At 46.6% G+C, this 18,981-nt stretch carries 15 protein-coding genes; 9 read left to right on the forward strand and 6 right to left on the reverse strand.

Annotation, left to right across the window (positions count from 1 at the left end):
* Both VIM91_RS05920 and VIM91_RS05925 read left to right on the forward strand, forming a co-directional pair.
* A partial coding sequence (locus tag VIM91_RS05920) for a phospholipase D family protein (RefSeq protein WP_331863895.1) occupies positions 1–1,681 on the forward strand: 1,681 nt, incomplete at its 5' end.
* A gap of 81 nt (positions 1,682–1,762) precedes the next feature.
* Entirely contained in the window at positions 1,763–2,797 is a 1,035-nt protein-coding gene (locus VIM91_RS05925) for a GGDEF domain-containing protein (protein WP_331863896.1), read from the forward strand.
* Here the strand turns inward: VIM91_RS05925 and VIM91_RS05930 are convergent.
* From VIM91_RS05930 to dprA, 6 genes are all read right to left on the reverse strand, one after another.
* Complete coding sequence (locus VIM91_RS05930) at positions 2,794–3,459, reverse strand: SPOR domain-containing protein (protein WP_331863897.1); 666 nt, start codon at positions 3,457–3,459, stop codon at positions 2,794–2,796. The two genes, VIM91_RS05925 and VIM91_RS05930, sit on opposite strands and share 4 nt — an antisense overlap.
* Positions 3,459–5,222, reverse strand: a complete 1,764-nt coding sequence (gene argS / locus VIM91_RS05935) for an arginine--tRNA ligase (protein ID WP_331863898.1) — start codon at positions 5,220–5,222, stop codon at positions 3,459–3,461. The genes VIM91_RS05930 and argS overlap by 1 nt, the downstream gene beginning before the upstream one ends.
* Before the next feature lie 87 nt (positions 5,223–5,309).
* Positions 5,310–7,766, reverse strand: coding sequence for a type I DNA topoisomerase (gene topA / locus VIM91_RS05940; protein WP_331863899.1), 2,457 nt, complete (start codon positions 7,764–7,766; stop codon positions 5,310–5,312).
* A 231-nt stretch (positions 7,767–7,997) separates the two neighbouring features.
* Positions 7,998–8,951 carry a PA2778 family cysteine peptidase gene (locus VIM91_RS05945; protein WP_331863900.1) on the reverse strand — a complete coding sequence of 318 codons (954 nt, stop codon included), beginning with the start codon at positions 8,949–8,951 and terminating at the stop codon, positions 7,998–8,000.
* 53 nt (positions 8,952–9,004) lie between these two features.
* Positions 9,005–9,385 carry a DUF6627 family protein gene (locus tag VIM91_RS05950; RefSeq protein ID WP_331863901.1) on the reverse strand — a complete coding sequence of 127 codons (381 nt, stop codon included), beginning with the start codon at positions 9,383–9,385 and terminating at the stop codon, positions 9,005–9,007.
* Positions 9,386–9,458: 73 nt separating this feature from the next.
* The gene (gene dprA, locus VIM91_RS05955) at positions 9,459–10,574 is read right to left on the reverse strand and encodes a DNA-processing protein DprA (RefSeq protein ID WP_331863902.1); all 1,116 of its coding nucleotides are present in this window, start codon (positions 10,572–10,574) and stop codon (positions 9,459–9,461) included.
* Between the two features lie 62 nt (positions 10,575–10,636).
* Between dprA and def the strand changes: the two genes are divergently transcribed.
* From def to trkA, 7 genes are read left to right on the forward strand one after another with little or no spacing between them, the layout of a single operon-like run.
* Positions 10,637–11,149 (forward strand): peptide deformylase, encoded by a 513-nt coding sequence (def, locus tag VIM91_RS05960; RefSeq protein ID WP_331863903.1) that lies wholly within the window; start codon positions 10,637–10,639, stop codon positions 11,147–11,149.
* Between the two features lie 27 nt (positions 11,150–11,176).
* Entirely contained in the window at positions 11,177–12,103 is a 927-nt protein-coding gene (gene fmt, locus VIM91_RS05965; RefSeq protein WP_331863904.1) for a methionyl-tRNA formyltransferase, read from the forward strand.
* Between the two features lie 13 nt (positions 12,104–12,116).
* Entirely contained in the window at positions 12,117–13,424 is a 1,308-nt protein-coding gene (rsmB, locus tag VIM91_RS05970) for a 16S rRNA (cytosine(967)-C(5))-methyltransferase RsmB (RefSeq protein ID WP_331863905.1), read from the forward strand.
* 32 nt (positions 13,425–13,456) lie between these two features.
* Positions 13,457–13,990: a DUF4390 domain-containing protein gene (locus tag VIM91_RS05975; RefSeq protein WP_331863906.1), complete on the forward strand. Its 534-nt coding sequence runs from the start codon at positions 13,457–13,459 to the stop codon at positions 13,988–13,990.
* Entirely contained in the window at positions 13,987–16,185 is a 2,199-nt protein-coding gene (locus tag VIM91_RS05980) for a sensor histidine kinase (protein ID WP_331863907.1), read from the forward strand. Before VIM91_RS05975 ends, VIM91_RS05980 begins: the two co-directional genes overlap by 4 nt.
* Positions 16,185–17,567: a sigma-54 dependent transcriptional regulator gene (locus VIM91_RS05985; RefSeq protein ID WP_331863908.1), complete on the forward strand. Its 1,383-nt coding sequence runs from the start codon at positions 16,185–16,187 to the stop codon at positions 17,565–17,567. The genes VIM91_RS05980 and VIM91_RS05985 overlap by 1 nt, the downstream gene beginning before the upstream one ends.
* A gap of 10 nt (positions 17,568–17,577) precedes the next feature.
* Positions 17,578–18,978 carry a Trk system potassium transporter TrkA gene (gene trkA, locus VIM91_RS05990; RefSeq protein WP_331863909.1) on the forward strand — a complete coding sequence of 467 codons (1,401 nt, stop codon included), beginning with the start codon at positions 17,578–17,580 and terminating at the stop codon, positions 18,976–18,978.
* Positions 18,979–18,981: the final 3 nt, after the last annotated feature.

The raw sequence follows: 18,981 nt of genomic DNA on the forward strand, positions 1-18,981 counted from the left end.
CTTAAATGTATTGAATGATTATACGATTTTTACTTGCTTTCTAGGACAAAGCTGGCAAAACTATCGACAACCAAAGGTTTTATACATGATATTGATCACACTTTTAAGTCGGTTAGCAAGGCATCTGAGGTTGATTTTGCCAAAGCTCGTTCGTTTAATCAGTATATTCGTATTTATCAGTGTTGTTACGGGGTGCGCCTTGCCAAAACTAGACCAGTCCAATCCTTCGTATGCTTTAAGTGCTGACGAGGCGCATCAGACCTTGCTCGGCGAAACCCTTCAACCTCAAGCGCAGATCCACCCCAATTTAAGCGGCATCCGTGCACTCTCCAACCCCCACGATGCATTTGCTGCGCGCGCGCTGCTCACCCAAGTAGCCGAAAAAACCCTCGATATTCAATATTATATTTGGCGCAAAGACATCACCGGTATGCTATTGCTTGAAGCCTTACACGAAGCCGCTGACCGAGGGGTACGTGTGCGTTTATTACTCGATGATAATGGCACGCAAAAACTTGACCAAGAGCTGAGTGCGCTCGCCAATCATCCGCTGATTGAGGTGCGCTTATTTAACCCATTTATGGTTCGCACCCCAAAATGGTTAGGATTTGTTAGTGACTTTCCACGTGCGAATCGACGCATGCATAACAAAGCCTTTATTGCTGATAACCAGGTCGCCATAGTGGGTGGACGCAATATTGGCGATGAGTATTTTGGCGCAGATGCGCGTTTATTGTTTGCGGACTTAGACGTGGTAGCCGTCGGCGAGGTTGTGCCGCATGTATCGGCCGACTTTGATCGCTATTGGTCTAGTCAATCTGCCTTTCCTATTGAAAGCATTGTACCAAGTGTTAAACAGGACTTAGACCACCTCAGTGAGGCCGCGTCGAATCTGGAAGCCAATCCAGCGGCTGAAACCTATTTCAATGCGATCAGCGAGTCTGACTTAATTCAAGAACTGGTCGAGGGCGCCCTTGAGTTTGATTGGAGCCCAACCAGCATGTTGAGTGACGACCCAGCAAAAGGCTTAGGTTTAGCCAAACCCGATAGCTTGATTGGCCAGCAACTCGAACAAATTATTGGCCAGCCTAACCAACAAGTCACATTAATTTCGCCCTATTTTGTTCCGACCAAAACCGGAACTCAAGTTTTTATCGATTTAGTCAAACGTGGCATTCAAGTGCGCATTCTCACCAACTCATTAGCCGCAACCGATGTGGTCGCGGTACATGCTGGGTATGCAAAGCAACGTCGCAACCTAATCGCCGGCGGCGTTGAGCTATTTGAAATGCGCCGAGGTCAGCAGTCCAAAACCCACCTAAAAAAACTCGGCCCCTTTGCCAGTTCAGCCACCAGTTTACATGCTAAAACCTTTGCGGTGGATAGCCAAAGAGTGTTTGTCGGCTCTTTTAATTTTGATCCACGTTCCACCCATCTTAATACCGAGCTGGGGTTTGTGATTGACAGCCCCGACCTTGCGAAAACAATTGAACAATCCTTCAAGCAAGATATTCCGACCCATGCCTATCAGGTCAAACTCAATGATCAAAACCAACTGATTTGGATTGAGCACCAAACCGATCAAGCGCCGATGATTCATCAGCGTGAACCTTCCGCCAGTGTTTGGCGTCGCATGCGTTCAAAACTCTGGTCGGTTTTGCCGATCGAATGGTTACTGTAATCTTACAGGCGATCAACATTTAAGACTTAATTCGAATTTAAGTGATAATATTTACCCAACGACTTATATGGAGTACGGAAAGTGTCTGACGATCAAGAAAGCTTAATCAAAGCGCGGAAAATTTTTGAGCGTATCAGCCAAGTTTTCAAGGAACAAGAGATTACCCCCAGTCCGCTTAACTACCAGGTCTGGTATGAATACTTTAAAGGCGATAAACCCAAGTTTCGCCAAGAAATGGATGCCATCTTAAATGACCCATTTGGTTATAACGACCGTACCGGACGGCGTTTATTTGATGAGCACTTAAAAGACGAGCCGCCCAGTCATCATCTAGACCGCGTGTTTAAGCGTTTATTAGATGCCATGGTAAAAAAATTAAGCAGCTGGACAGATAAACTTGCGAGCCAAAATCAGCAACTCGATGATTATGCATTACGCTTATCCGAACCAAATATCGATCCAGAAAAACTCAAAATTTTAACCGACTCGATTTTGCATACCACACAAGATTTACGTCATAACAGTGAAGGTGTTCAGCAAGACCTGGTGCAGGCCAGCATTGAAATTCAAAGTTTACGCGAACAATTAATCGAAGCGCGCGCCGAGAGTTTAAAAGATGAATTGACTGAATTAGGCAACCGCAAAGCGTTTAATTTACGTTTGGAAGAGCTCACCGAAGACTTTGCTGACCAACCCGACCAGTTGCATTTGATTCTGATTGATATTGATCATTTCAAAAGCTTTAATGATCGATACGGCCATTTAGTCGGCGACAGTGTTTTGCGTTATTTTGCAAACCTGTTGCGTAAAAAGCAAAGACCGCAAAATACCCTCTGTCGATATGGCGGTGAAGAGTTTGCGATTATTATGAACGACACCAATTTAGAGCAAGCTAAAGATTGCGCGGAAAAGTTACGCACCGCTCTAAAAAAGGCTAAATTAAAGCGCCGTGGCACAAATGAAGCTTTACCTGAAATTACCGCTTCTTTTGGGATCGCGCAATACCGCGCAACTGAACCCTTAGACGACTTTGTAGCGCGCGCGGATGAAATGCTCTACAACGCCAAACAAACCGGGCGCGACCAAGTTGTCACTGAGTTTGACAACCCAATCTAATCAGGCTGGATTCGCACCACCCGAGTATCCGCGCCTAAACGGCGTAATTCATTACGCTGTTGATTCATCACTAAACGATCAGTAAACGGCCCTAACATAATGCGGTAATATCGCCCTCGCTGGGTATCAATCGGTGCGATATCAACTTCACGATGACCTTGTGACAAACGTACTTGTTCGCGCTGAGCTTGTTCGAGTTCGGCAAACGAACCGGCTTGAATCCACATGGGTTCCGGCAGTTCTATAGGTAAAGGTTCCGCCTCAACTACGACCTCTGTATTAGGCAGATCTTCGTAAAAAGTGTATTGCGTTTTCACCACCGGCTCAGCCAGGTCTTCTGATGCCGATGCGACCGGCGACTCAATCGGCTCTTCCAACTCAATGGTTTGAGTTTCTGTTTCCACTGACTCAACCGATTGTGCCTGGTAAATTTGGCTAGTCCGTGCGTCCGAAGCTTTGACACCCTGCGAAGCAAAATGTTTGACCACAAAAAACGCCATTACCAACAAGGCACTTAATAATAGCCCTGCTAACCAGAGCATTTGCGTCGAACTAAATGAACCACCAGGCCTGGTGCTATCAAAACCAGCATCGGCCTCTATCTGAGATTTGCGCTGGTAGGTTTTGCGACGCACCGGCGCATGCCGAAAATCCTGAGCCATTACATTTTCTCAGGCGCGGTAACACCAATAATCGCCAAGCCATTTTGCAACACTTGCTGCACAGCCAAAATCAATACCATGCGGGCATTACGTAGTTCGGCTTGCTCCACAATAAACTGCTGTGAATTGTAATAGCTGTGTAAACCGTGCGCCAATTCTTTAAGGTAATAGGCAATTTGATGCGGCTCATAAGCCAAGGCGGCCCGTGCAATTAAATCTGGGAATTGAGCTAGCTTGGTAGCCAAGTCGATTTCATGTTCAGTGGTTAGTTGATCTAAATTCGCCAAGCCCATCGCTTCGTCTAATCCATAGCCTTTTTCAGCCAACTGGCCGAGTACACTGCAAATACGTGCATGCGCATATTGAATGTAATAAACCGGGTTATCGTTCGACTGAGATTTAGCTAAATCTAGGTCGAAATCCATATGCTGTTCGGATTTGCGTGCGACATAGAAAAAACGCGCCGCATCGGTACCCACTTCTTCGCGTAACTCTCGCAAGGTCACAAATTGACCGCTACGTGTCGACATCTGGGCACGTTCACCGCCACGATATAAAATCGCAAACTGCACTAATAAAACTTGCAAGGCATCCGGGTTGGTTTCCATCGCTTCCATTGCCGCTTTTACGCGCGGAATATAGCCATGGTGATCCGATCCCCAAATATCAATAATAGTTTCGTAGCCACGCTCAAGTTTATTAAAGTGATAGGCAATGTCCGACGCAAAATAGGTTTTTAGACCGTTGTCGCGCACAACCACACGGTCTTTTTCATCGCCATACTGGGTTGAACGGAACCAAAGTGCACCGTTTTTTTCGTATATTTTATCGGCTTGCTGTAATTTTTCGAGGGCGGCATCCACCACACCCGTGTGCATTAATGAACGCTCAGAAAACCAGTTATTAAACTTAACGCCAAATTCAGCCAAGTCTTCTTCTATGTCGGTCAGAATGTCTTTTAGCGCTAAGCTAAATACATGTTCAAAATCCACTCCACCCAATAAAGCTTTAGCACGTTCAATTAAATCATCAATATGTTTTTCTTTATCGCCGCCGTCTTGAACTTCATCGGGGAAAGCGCCAGCAAAGACTTCAAAGGCCGGTTTGCGCAATCCATCACCATGTTGATCAAACAATTGGCGTGCAATGGCATAAATGTAGTCACCTTTATAACCATTGCTCGGGAACTGGAATTCTTCGCCACAAATCTCTAAATAACGTAACCAAACCGAGGTCGCCAAAATATCCATCTGACGACCGGCATCGTTCACATAATATTCTGCGGTGACATCAAAACCAGCAAAGCCTAATAAGTTCACTAAACTCGCGCCATAAGCCGCGCCGCGTCCGTGACCAACATGTAATGGGCCAGTCGGATTAGCTGACACATATTCAACCAAGACAGAACGACCTTGACCTGCACCCGTCTGTCCGAATTGTGTCTTTTGCTGCAGAACTTGTTGCACCACCGCAAACTTAGCTTGATCGTCTACAAAAAAGTTAATAAAACCTGGGCCAGCCATTTCAACCTTGGTGATCACTGACTGCGCAGGTAATAACGCAATGATTTTGGCGGCCAACTCACGCGGTGGCAAACTGGCGGGTTTCGCGAGTGTCATCGCCAAGTTAGTGGCAAAGTCACCATGCGCTTTATCGCGGGTCGGATCAACTTGAACCTTGACCTCATGATCGGCTGGGATAATGCCCTGCTGTTTAAGTTGATCGGCTACTTCAATCAAAATTTGGCTTAACTTTGTTTTCATGCTTGTCTCGTTTGCGTAAATAGATGGCGCGGAAACGGGCTATTTTATCCGAAACCGCTTGGCCTTGACGAACCTTTTAAACCGGAACTATTTGCTGGCTTTTGTGGCCGGCTTCTTTGCCGCCGGTTTTTTAGTTGGGGCTTTCTTAGCCGGCGCTTTTTTGGCGGCGGGTTTTTTAGCCGCGGCTCGACCCCGTTTTTTGGGTGGTGGTGCTTCGGCTAAACGTTTTTGACATTCTTCTAAGGTCAAATCGTTCGGATCTTCTGTTTTGGCAATTTTCGCGTTTACTTTAGTCGAAGTATCGGTAATGTATGGCCCCCAGCGCCCATTAAGTATTTTGACATCCGTACCCGCGAAGCTACGGACAATTTTGTCTGCATCGGCTTGAATTTTGGCTTCCACCAATAAAACCGCTTCTTCTAAGGTAATGCTTAATGGATCGTAGCCCTTAATCGGCGCAAACATCTTTTCGCCGTATTCCAAATAAGGCCCAAACGGCCCTTGCTTGGCGATCAAGGTTTGACCTTTTTCGATGCTAAATTCGGTGCCATCTGCGGCGGTCGCTGAAAAGGACTCCGGCATTTCGCCTAGGGTACGTGGCAACTTAAACAGCTCCATCGCGTCATCTAACTTCAGCGTATCCATTTTTTGGCCGGGTCTTAAACTGGCGAAGGTCGGTTTTTCGTCATCTTCACCTTCACCCAGCTGAACATAGGGGCCAAAACGTCCGATTTTGACAAACACCGGTTTACCGGTTTTGGGGTCATTACCTAATGAACGCGCTTGGCCAGCTTCTTCTCTGGAAAGCGTTTCAGCCACTTCGACTTTAGGGTGAAACTTGGTGTAAAAACTTTCCAGCATATCCTGCCAGGCCTGGTCGCCAATTGCGATTTCATCAAATTCGGCTTCCACCTTAGCGGTGAACTTATAATCCAACACTTCACCGAAGTTTTTCACCAAAAAGTCGTTGACGATGCCCGCAATATCGGTTGGGAAAAGTTTGTTTTTTTCCGCCCCCGCCATTTCAGACAAGGTTTCACCTTCGACTTTTCCACCACTTAATGTAAGCTGACGAATTTCGCGTGGCGTGCCTTCACGATCTTCTTTTACCACATAACCACGCTGTTGAATCGTATCAATTGTGGGGGCATAAGTAGAGGGTCGGCCAATTCCCATTTCTTCGAGTGTACGAACTAAACTGGCTTCGTTGTAACGGGCTGGTGCGCGGCTAAAGCTTTGTTTAGCAACCATCTCAACTAGGTTAAGTGCTTGGCCAACTTGCATCGCCGGTAACAAGACATCATCGTCTTTTGAGCCGTCTAGGTTATAAACCTTCAAGAAACCATCAAAGGTGACCATTTCGCCTTTGGCTTGTAAACTTTCTTGCGGTAGTTCACTCACGCTGATATCAACCGTAGTGCGTAGCAATTCGGCCTCCGCCATTTGCGAAGCCATGGTGCGCCGCCAAATCAGTTGATATAAACGTTGCTCGTTACGTTCGCCATTCACGTCGCGCACCGAAAAATCGGTAGGACGGATCGCTTCGTGCGCCTCTTGCGCATCCGCTTGTTTGGTTTTAAATCGACGTGAATGGCTGTATTTGGCACCAAAGTCGGATTCGATCACTTGTTTTGCTTGCGCAATCGCAGTTTCCGACAAATTGACCGAGTCGGTACGCATATAGGTGATTTTACCGGACTCATATAAACGCTGCGCAATCACCATGGTTTGCTTAACTGAAAAGCCCAGTTTTTGCGAGGCTTCCTGTTGCAAAGTCGACGTGGTAAAAGGCGCTTTAGGTGCACGTTTAGCCGGCTTTTGCTCTAGGTTTTCAACTTTTAACGTTGAGAGGGCGAGTGCTTCTAAATATTGTTGTGCTTGTTGTTCAGTTTCAAAGCTGGCGACCCGTTTCACATTAAAGGCTTCGCCTAACTCACCCTGCTCACCAATCGGTTGCAGCTGACCTTGTACCTTATAAGACACTTGTGGGTTAAAGGCTTCCACTTCACGCTCACGTTCGACAATCAAACGCACCGCCACCGATTGCACACGACCAGCAGAAAGTCCGGTACGGATTTTTTTCCACAGAATGGGCGATAACTCAAACCCGACCACCCGATCTAAAATTCGACGCGCTTGCTGTGCATTTACGAGGTTAAGGTCCACTGTGCGCGGATGCGCAACCGCTTTAGTAATCGCATCTTTGGTAATTTCGTGAAACACAATACGTTTGGTATCGCTAACATTCAGTTTTAGGGCTTCCGCTAGGTGCCATGCAATGGCTTCCCCTTCGCGGTCCTCATCCGTTGCCAACCAAACCGCATCGGCCTCCTTGGCGAGTTTGCGTAGCTCAGTGACGGTTTTCTTTTTATCGGGTGATATTTCATAGCTCGGCTCAAATCTATTCGCCAGATCAATCCCCATGCCTTTTTTTGACAAGTCACGAATGTGCCCGTAACTGGAGCGCACAGTGAAATCTTTGCCCAGGTATTGTTCAATGGTCTTGGCCTTGGCCGGCGACTCTACTATCACCAAATTCTTCATGGATAAACCTTAAATATAATGTTTGTGTTCTAGGGCTTGTTTTCCGCTCTATTTTAAAGACTGCAAAAATTTTACACATAATGCAAACATTAAAACCAAAAACGCGATCGCCGTAAAAATGGCGCGATTGTAACCACTGTGACGCAAAAACCCAACTATATTGATAGCAAATGCTTGGTTTTACAAGCATTAAGCTCTATTTAACACCACCAGGCCTGGTGATATTAAGTATTAATCACAGTTTATAACAGGGCAATCAATCGCTTGATTTTGATCAGCCAAGGCTTGCATTTCTGACCAAGTGGATTGAATATTATTTTTGTCTGGTTGTCGTTTTATTGCGCAAGCTGCGGCTTGCTTTGCCTGTTTGTAGCAAGACTGGGCTTTTAAATTATAGGCCCAGTTATTCCACAAGATCGCATTGGATCCATGCTGCGAAACCATCGACTCGAATATTGAATCTGCTTGTGCAAAATTTTGTTGGGTGTAATGCAGATTGGTTAAAGCCAACCCAATTTCAAATGAGTCCGGCCATTGATTTAAGCCTGTTTGATAAGCTTGGATGGCGGCGTGAGTTTGGCCGACTTGCTCGAGTTCGAAGGCGGTTTTAAGCCACACAGCTGGTTCAGCGGTTGCGGGCAATTGATCCGGCGTGTCCACGACTAATGCCCAATAATTGCTACGTTGCCAAGTACGTTCAAACGTTGATAAATCACTGATCCAACGTTTGGTTTCAGCCGAACGTAATATCAAATGTCGTTCGGTCAAGTCATACCCGACTACGACCGCATAATGCCAAACCGGATACCAATCTAAACCCAAGTTTTGCATCACCAATACCGGATTACCCGCATCAACCTCACTGAGTAAGGCCGACAGTTCGGGTTTCAGTGGATAAGGCATTAAACCTTGTTTACGTGTGGCGGCCACCATTTCAATTTGCAGGCTGCCTTGTTTTTCTGGGATATAAACCTGACTCACCAATTCATCTGGCAACACATCACGCCCACGGTATTGCATGACAGTCGCCAAGGCCGCCGGACCGCATTGATATCGAGTTTGTGGATAAAAAGGCACGTCCGCCAGTTCGGTTGCGTTAAATGTCGAAGCCGACTGTGCTAATAACGTCTGTGTTTGTGGGCTGGTGGCACAACCCGTCAGTACCGATAAGCCAAACAGCCCCATAAACAAAACACCCAGCCGAAGCTGGGTGCAAAACTGAAAAACGCTGTTTAACATTAACGAACAGGTCTAATAAACGGGAAAATATCGGTGGCGCCAATCACATCGGTTACCACAAAAACAATAAACAACAATACCAATAAACTCACCACATCTGCACCAGCAGGCAAATCCGCTATTTGTTGATTTAACTGCGCCACTTCCGCATCCGTCATCATCGCGATACGTTGTTCAACCTCGTCCAATGAGACCCCCATTGTCACTAGTTTTTGCTGCACATCCGCGCGATCCAATACGGCCGCTAAGTCCTGCCGATCCATAGCCGCTTGCTGAGTTGATACTAATTCATCGGTTGACACCATCGCCGCTTGCAATGGCATAACTGATAAACCTAAAAAGGCAAAAGCCAATAACATACTGATCGATTTTTTTAACATCTCGCACTCCTCTTTATAAAAACCAATTACACAAAATATAATTCAATTTCACGCAGGCTGCAAACGCCTAGAATTAGATACGACGCCAACGCCCAGCGGAAAGTGACTCCACCTCACCGCTCAATTCAAGCATCATCATTTGCGCCTGGATATCCGAGGCCGCCATTTTTGTCATCACCACTAACTCATCTAAGCTTATCGGCTCATATTCCACTACCTCCAATAGTGGATGTTTGGCTTGATCCGGCACCAGGCCTGGTGCTGATGTTTCAGGTTTAGCAATATCATTATCCCAACTGAATGCGACCAAAGGCGCCAATTCTTCCAACACGTCTTGCGCCGATTCGACCAATTTAGCACCTTGTTTGATCAATTGGTGACAACCTTTCGCCAAGGAGTTATTAATCGAACCTGGTATCGCAAATACCTCGCGTCCTTGTTCCATCGCTTGGCGGGCCGTAATCAACGAGCCGCTTTTTAAAGCGGCCTCCACGACCAAACACCCCGTCGCCATACCGCTGATCAGTCGATTACGCTTGGGAAAGTTTTGCGCCAAGGGGCGTGTGCCAAGCGGATATTCCGACACAATCGCGCCCTGTTCAGCAATTTGGCGGGCGAGATTTTGATTGGCTGCTGGATAAATTCGATCTAATCCCGTACCCACCACCGCTAAAGTTTGACCTTGACCTTTTAAACCGCCACGATGCGCCGCGGCATCAATACCATGCGCCAGACCACTGGTAATACACAAACCGACTCGTGATAGTTGCTCACCAAAATCTTCCGCAATTTGTAACCCTTGACGTGATGCATGTCGACTGCCAACCACCGCCAATTGCGGGCTTTTCAATAGGCTCAAATCACCGCGAACGTACAATAATATTGGTGGATCAGGGATTTCGCGTAACAACTCTGGAAAAGCGTCATCTTCTAACGTAATAATATGGTGATTCGGTTGCTGCGCCCAGTCTAAAGCTTGTTGAATAAATACTTCATCGACCTGAAAAAAGGCATCGACCTGTTTCTGCGTCAGTTTAGGCACTTGCAACCAATCAGAATGCTGGGCATGTGCTAATTGCGAGAAATCACCCAAGTGATCTACCGCACGTCGAACCTGCTTAGCGCTTAAATAGGCCAAGTGAAGCCGCAGCCAAAGTGAGCGCTCGGTATTGTCGGCATTTTTATTCATAAATTCGCTATAATGCTTCGATTCCGTAAAGTTTCAAGTATAAACCTAAAAGTAACGATTCCATGCAAAAACTCGACCTTGTTTTATTCCCTGATGAAGGCTTGCGCGAAGTCTGCGCGCCTGTACCAGAAATGACGGACGACTTAGATCGTCTGATTGATGATATGTTTTACACCATGTACGAGGCCCCTGGGATTGGCTTAGCCGCGCCTCAGATTGCGGTGCAACAGCGTGTGATTGTGGTAGATGTATCCGAAGACAAAAATCAACCACTCGCGCTGATTAATCCAGAGATTGTGCGCAGCGCAGGACAAATTACTTGGGAGGAAGGCTGTCTCTCTTTACCCGGGATTTATGCCCATGTAGACCGCCCAAGCGATATTTTAGTGCGCGCGATGAACCGGGATGGTCAAATGATTGAAATGGAAGCGTCCGATTTAATGGCGATCTGCATTCAACATGAAATTGATCACTTAAATGGTAAACTGTTCGTTGACCATTTATCTGGCTTAAAACGCACCCGTATTTTACAAAAATACAAAAAACTGCAAGCCGAAGCCAATGCGCAGCATTAAACTCGGCATGGCTTAAAAGGAGGGCGCATGAGTTACCGAATCATCTTTGCTGGCACACCGGAGTTTTCGGTCGCGCCCTTGCAAGCTTTATTAGATTCAGAGCATCAAGTAGTCGGTGTTTATACTCAACCCGACCGCCCTGCAGGTCGTGGCCGAAAACTCACGCCCAGCCCGGTCAAACAACTCGCTCTCAGCCATAACTTACCTGTATTTCAACCTGAAAGCCTTAAAACACCTGAAGCGCAAGCCGAATTGGCCGCATTAAATGCCGATATTATGGTGGTGGTCGCCTATGGTCTCATTTTGCCTCAGGCGGTGCTGGATACGCCAAAGCTGGGTTGTTTAAATATTCATGCCTCCTTGCTGCCTCGCTGGCGCGGCGCGGCACCCATTCAACGTGCCATTGAAATGGGCGACCCTAAAACCGGTATTACCATTATGCAAATGGATGCCGGTCTCGATACCGGCGCCATGCTGTATAAACTCGAAACCGACATTCAAGCCCATGATACCGCGCAAACCCTACATGACCGCTTAGCCCCGATGGGCGCACAAGCCTTGCTCGATACGCTAGCCAACTTGAACCAGCTTCAGCCGCAAAGCCAAGACGAGCACCAGGCCTGCTATGCCAGCAAACTCACCAAAGCTGAGGCCGAGATTAACTGGACTTTATCGGCGCAACAAATCGTGCGCCGCATACAGGCTTTTAACCCTTGGCCAATGGCCTTTACCCATTTTGACAGCCAGCCTTTACGTATTTTACAAGCCCAAGCCCTTGATGGCCCCAAGCACGATCAACCCGGCGAAATGATTTTATTAGAAAAGCTCGGCGTAGATGTAATGGCAGGTGAAGGCTTGGTGCGTATTACTCAACTGCAACCGGCCGGTAAAAAACCCATGTCAGCCTATGATTTTTGCCAAGCGCGCAATGTCATCGGCAAAACGCTTACTTAAATTTTAGGCTTTTATGAATCCACGTCGTGCTGCACTGAACGCCTTGTTAAATGTGACCCAACAAGGTCAATCTCTTAGTCAAGCGTTACCGAATGCCTTGCAAGCTATTGTAGATCGGCGTGACCGCGCCTTTACACAAAACCTAGTGTTTGGTTGTCTGCGCTGGTATGACCGCCTGGTCGCGGTTCGAAACCAGCTCCTGGCGAAGCCGCTTAAAGCCAAAGACGAAGACATTAATAGCTTAATCCTGCTCGCGCTTTATCAGCTTTTGTATCTGGATACGCCGGATCACGCAGCCGTTTCTGAAACCGTGAACTTAACTCAAAAACTCAAAAAGCCTTGGGCGCGCGGATTATTAAATGGCGTATTACGCACCTTTATACGAGATAAAGAGGCCATTTTAGCCAAATTGCCCAGCGACATTGGAGTACAAACAGCTCACCCGAGTTGGTTGGTGAAGGCGTTAAAACAAGCTTATCCCGAGCAATACGAACAAATCTTGCAACAAAATAATCAAACCGCGCCACTCACCTTGCGCGTCAACCAACGGGTGCAAACGCGTGACAGTTTTCTGAATGTTTTAAACAAAGCTGGCATTTCGGCACAAGCTCACCCGCTCAGCCCGGTTGGTATTTCGCTAAGCAGTCCGGTGGATATCAGCCAACTCCCAAGTTTTGAACAAGGTGGATTCAGCGTACAGGATATCGCCGCCCAACAAGCTGCGCTGATTTTACAGCCTCAGCCCGGCATGCGCTTATTGGATGCCTGCGCGGCCCCCGGCGGTAAAACTGGGCATTTACTTGAATATAGCGACAACCAGGCCTGGTTGTTGGCACTCGAAAAACAAGCTGATCGCATGCCTCGCTTACAAGAGAATTTAGCAAGATTACAACTGAGCGCCCATACCCAAGTCGCCGATGCCGCCGAGCTCCAGGCCTGGTGGGATGGCGCGCCTTTTGATCAGATCCTGTTGGACGCTCCTTGCTCAGCAACCGGCATTATTCGACGCCACCCAGATATCAAACACCACCGTCGACCAGAAGACATTAGTGCCTTAGTCGAGATTCAGGCACAATTATTGGATCAACTGTGGCAAACCTTAAAGCCCGGTGGCTTATTGCTATACGCAACCTGCTCGATTTTACCTGCAGAAAATACTGAGCAAATTGAGGCCTTTTTACAACGTCAAGCTGACGCCGAATTGCAACCCATTATGGGCGACTGGGGACATGGAAGCTTTGGCAAACAAATTTTACCCGGTGAACAGGGTATGGATGGGTTCTATTATGCCCTGCTCCGTAAGACGGAGCGCAACATATGAGCAGGTGGGCTAGAAGCATAAGTCTACTTCTTATGTTTGCTTGCCAAACAGCTTGGTCGCAAGTCACCTTGTTAGAGCTGGTGGATAAACAACTGAATGACACCCTCTATTTGGATGCAAGAGCACATATAGACTTACCTCAAAAAGTGGTGAGCGCGATTCAACATGAGATCCCGATCCAATTTGTCACCGAAATTGAATTAACCCGCCGTGACCAAATTTTTATTTTCCCTTACAACAGCCTACAAAGACATATCCGCTATAGCACCGAACTTTCTTATTCGCATTTTGAACGACGTTATAAACTTCATAACCTGCGCAATCAAAATGTACGTTACTTTAACCAGTTGGAACCAGCTTTAACGACGCTCAGCGAATTACAGAATTTCCCAATAACCAGTTTAAATCAATTGCATTCTGGCTTGCGTTATAGGTTAAAACTACAGTTTCGATTGAACTATTGGGCTTTGCCCGCGCCCATGTTAACCCAGGCATTATTTGACCCAGACTGGCGTTTCAAAAGTGAATGGTTTGAACTACCTATTCAAGCAGGTCGGCGCCGATGAACGTCAAAACCCGCCTATTTCTAAAACAATACGGTTGGCTCGTAATTGTGACGGGATTATTATTGATTTCGTTGCTGATCATGCATCAGATTTTACAAAATGCTCCTGAACTAGTTGAATACTATATTGGGTTGCTGGCCTTTAGCCTAATCGGCACCTTGATTCTCATAAGTCTACTGATACGCACACTGGTTAAACTTTATCGCCAATATAAACAAAATATATCGGGGATTCGCACTACCATAAAAATTACCAGCACCCTCACTCTATTATTGGCCTTTCCTATTCTGACTTTATTTTATTTTTCGGTGAGTTTAGTACACCAAAGTATTGACCAGTGGTTTGATACACGTACTGAACAAGCTTTGAGTGATGCCAGCGCTTTGGTGCGTGCCAACCTAGATAACTTAACACGCGATAGCTTAAATACCACCCAGCGCGCAGAAGAATCCTTGCGGCCCTTTTTGGCGCAGCGTCCGGCCTATTCCGTCAGTCAGTTACGCAACCAACTTGGTGCGCAAGAAGTCGCTCTCTACCAATCAAATGGTCAACTCATAGCTTATAGCAACAGTTTTGGTGACCAGAGTTTACCCAGTCAACCCGGAGACAATTTATTTCAACAACTTCGCCAGCGTCATAGCTATGCGGCCGTCGAAACCCTGAGTGACGCAAATCGACAAATTGTGCGCGTGTTAATCCCGGTCTTTAATCCGTTTTCGAACCAGGTTCACCCATTGCAGGTTATCTTTGATATTCCTGAGAATATTACACGCTATGCTCAATCGGTGCGCCTGGCCGAAAGCCAGTATCATGAATTAAATTACTTACGCTCACCACTCAAAACCAGCTTCACCCTCATCTTATCAATGGTGTTATTGTTAACCTTGGTGAGTGCTTTATTGTTTATGGTACAGGCCGCTCAAAACCTCACTCGCCCAATACGTTACCTGGCGCAAGGTACTCAACGCGTCGCACAGGGTGATTACAGCACCAAAATGCAGGTAGATCGAGACGATGAGTTTGGCACTTTAATTCAGTCGTTTAACGACATGATAGGCCAAGTAGCCAAGGCTCGAAACGATATTAAGATCAACCACCAACAAACCGAAGTGCAACGTTTATATTTCCAAGCGGTCATCCGTAACCTAACCAACGGCGTAGTGACCCTCGACATGAACCGTCGCTTGCGCACAATTAACGATAAAGCCAGTCAAATCTTGGGGATTAATTTACAACCCTTAGTCGGTGAACGGTTTTGCGACATTATGGACCAGGCCGATACCCCGCACTTAAAGCCTTTCTTTGACGCCATGATGCCGCGTTTTGAAAACCAAAACCTGGTTCAAATGGATGCGCGCCCTTGGAGTGAGCAAATTACCATCCAGTACCATAACCAACAGCGTATTATTTTGATGCATGGTTCAACCTTACCCAGCATTGATCAAAAGATTGGCGGTTTCGTTATTGTTATGGATGATATTACGGATTTAGTACAAGCTCAGTTGCATGCGGCTTGGAGTGATGTCGCTCGCCGTTTGGCGCACGAAATCAAAAATCCGCTCACCCCAATCCAGCTCAGTGCGGAGCGTTTAGAGTTTAAACTCGCTAGCAAACTAGAAGCGGATGATGCCGCCCTGCTTCAGCGGATGACTCGCACCATCGTGGATCAAGTCGATACCATGCAGACGTTGGTTCAAGCCTTTATCGATTATGCACATACGCCCGAAATGCAATTACAAATGTTGGATTTAAATGAGTTAATTTTGGATATTGTGTCTTTATATCAAGCTCCGAATGACAACAATATCATCCAACTCAAACTGGACCCAGAATGCCCGGCCATTTTGGCGGACGCGTCACGCTTGCGTCAGTTGTTTCATAATCTTATAAAAAATGCCTTGGAAGCGACCGAAGACAGTGATGAAGCTCAAGTTGAAATTATCACCGATTGTGACGCTCAGCCTGATAAGATTACCATCCAAATCGTTGACAATGGGCCAGGCATTCCAGAACAAGCCGTAAACTGGATTTTCGAACCCTATGCGACCGACAAACCTAAAGGCACCGGACTCGGGCTCGCAATCGTTAAAAAGATTGTAGAAGAACATAATGGCCACATTGAACTAAAAGACACCGGAACCCAAGGTACTTGTTTTGTGATCACGCTTTCAAAGCTTAACGCGGATAGACACTAATGCAAAAACCGGCTACCTCAACCACTCATTCAGGCAAATTGCTGATTGTTGATGACGAAAAAGATATTCGCAATTTAATGCAAGAAATTTTTGCGGAAGAAGGTTATCAAGTCATGACCGCCGCCAATGGTGTGCAGGCGCGTTCGGCTTGGCGAGATAACGTGCCCGATGTTATTTTTCTCGATATCTGGATGCCGGATGTTGATGGCCTATCTTTGCTTAAAGAAATGCAAGCTGAAAAACTATTAGACCACACAACGGTCATTATGATGTCAGGGCATGGCACGATTGAAACCGCGGTCGAAGCAACACGCTTTGGTGCTTACGATTTCATGGAAAAACCGCTGTCTTTAGCCAAATTAATTGTGATGGCAGAACGTGCGCTAGAACACAATCGGCTCGCCCATGAGAATCGACGCCTAAAAGGCAATCAACCAGGCCTGGTAATGCCCGTCGGCAAAAGCAAACTCATGCGTGAACAACGCAGTACGATCGAACGCTTGGCTAAATACACCATGCCTATTCTGTTAACGGGGGAAGCCGGTACCGGTAAACATTTCTTTGCTAACGCCTTGCATCAAGCCAGCCCTCGCAAAGAAGCGCCGATTTACAACGTGCATGCCAAAGACTTTTCCGACAACCTTGAGACTTGGCTCGGCACGGTGGAAGAACGTCACACCCAAGTGGGACAAATCGAACAAGTGAAAACCGGCACCTTGGTGTTATCCAATGTTGAACAACTGACAGAAGAAGCACAAAGTCGCTTAGCAGATTTAATTTTTCATCAATCCTACCGTCGCCAGGGGAGCGACAAACTTTTGCCGATTGATATCCGCTTAGTTTGCACCAGCCGTATCGACCTGGAACAAGCGGTCGGAAACGGTGAGTTTCGTGAAGACGTCTTTAAACGCCTCAATGTGATGCCAATTATCGTGCCGGCTCTAAGGCAACACAACGAAGACATTCCCGAACTGGTGAACCACTTCGTCGAACACTTTACCTTCCAAGAAGGCCTGCCAAATCGAACCTTTTCAGAGCCCGTGTTTAATTTATTACGCCAATATGCCTGGCCGGGCAACTTGCGTGAATTACAAAACTTGGTACAACGCCTATTAATTTTAGGCACTACGCCAGAGGTCTCTGAGGAGGAGGTTCGCCACAGCTTGACCCAATCTTCACAGCAATACTACAATAGCGCATCGATTGATACCTCCATGAACTTAAAGGCGGCCAAAGAAAATTTTGAAGCGGCTTATTTAAAGCAGTTATTACGCGAAACCAGCGGGAGTGTATCGGAAACGGCAAAACGCTCTGGTATCGAACGCACCCATCTCTATCGCAAACTCAAAGCCTTAGAGATAGATCCAAAAGATCCCATATAAGGAACCCTATATGAACATCGTGATTCTCGGAGCCGGCCAGGTAGGTTCTTCATTAGCCGAGTTATTAGCCAATGATGATAACGACGTCACCGTGGTGGATTTAGATAACGCGAGTTTGCAACGATTGCAAGATCGGTTAGACATACGCACGGTACAAGGCCATGTTTCTCACCCCAATGTTTTGGTGCAAGCTGGTTTAGAGTATGCGGACTTGCTGATTGCCACCGCTCAAAATGATGAAACCAACATCTGCGCCTGCCAAATGGCGCACATCATGTTCAAGACTACCACTAAAATCGCACGGGTTCGCAGTAACGACTACCTCAAGCATCCTGAGTTATTTGACCGTAACCAAAACTCAGACGCGATTCCGATTGATTTATTAATCAGCCCAGAAAATTTGGTGACCGATTACATCCTGCAGTTAATCGCTTATCCTGGCTCGCTTCAGGTAGTCGACTTTGCCGATGGTTTGGTACGTTTAGTCGCCATGCGCGCTCACAATGGTGGCCCACTGGTTGGCAAAAAAATTCGAGAACTAAAACAACACCTGCCTGCCAAAGTAAAAACGCGTATTGTGGCTATTTACCGTCAAGACGAAGTCGTGATGCCAACCGGCGATGAGCCAATTCGTGTAGGCGATGAAGTCTTCTTTATTGCTGAACCGCATGATATTTCGATCATCGTAGAAGAATTCCGCCGCGAAAAACAGAAAAAAGCGCGCAACATTATGATTGCTGGTGGTGGACATATTGGCTTCAGCTTGGCTAAACAGTTAGAAGATACCCATCAGGTCAAAATTATCGACCACAATATCGTGCGTGCACGAGAAATATCTGAGGTGTTAGATCAAGCGATTATTATTCATGGCGACGTGGCAGATAAGGACTTATTGATCGAAGAGAACATCGATGAAATTGATCTGTTTGTCGCGGTCACTAACAAAGACGAAGCCAATATTATTTCGTCGATGTTAGCCAAAAAACTGGGTGTACGACGCGTGATTGCCTTGGTTAACAACCAGTCCTATATTGAACTGATCCACCTTAACTCAATTGATATCGCTATTTCAGCTGACCGAATTACCACCAACAACCTCCTCCACTACATGCGCCAAGGTGATACGGTGAAGGCTTCCACTCTTAGACGGGGAGCCGCCGAAGCCATGGAGGTGATTGTGCATGGGAGTGAAAACTCATCCAAGATTATCGGCAAACGTTTAATTGAAGTGGATTGGCCAAAAGATATTACGATTGGCTGTATTGTGCGCGAAGGTAAAGTGTTGTTTGCCCATCGTGACTTGGTCATTGAAGCAGAGGATCACGTGATTCTGTTTTTAACTGATCGTTCTCGCATCACAGAAATTCATGACCTGTTCGCGCCTGAAGAACGTCGATCCTGGCTAGGATAGCAA

Origin of the sequence: Thiomicrospira sp. (genome assembly GCF_036568485.1) — a bacterium.
In the GTDB taxonomy this organism is placed as follows: domain Bacteria; phylum Pseudomonadota; class Gammaproteobacteria; order Thiomicrospirales; family Thiomicrospiraceae; genus Thiomicrospira.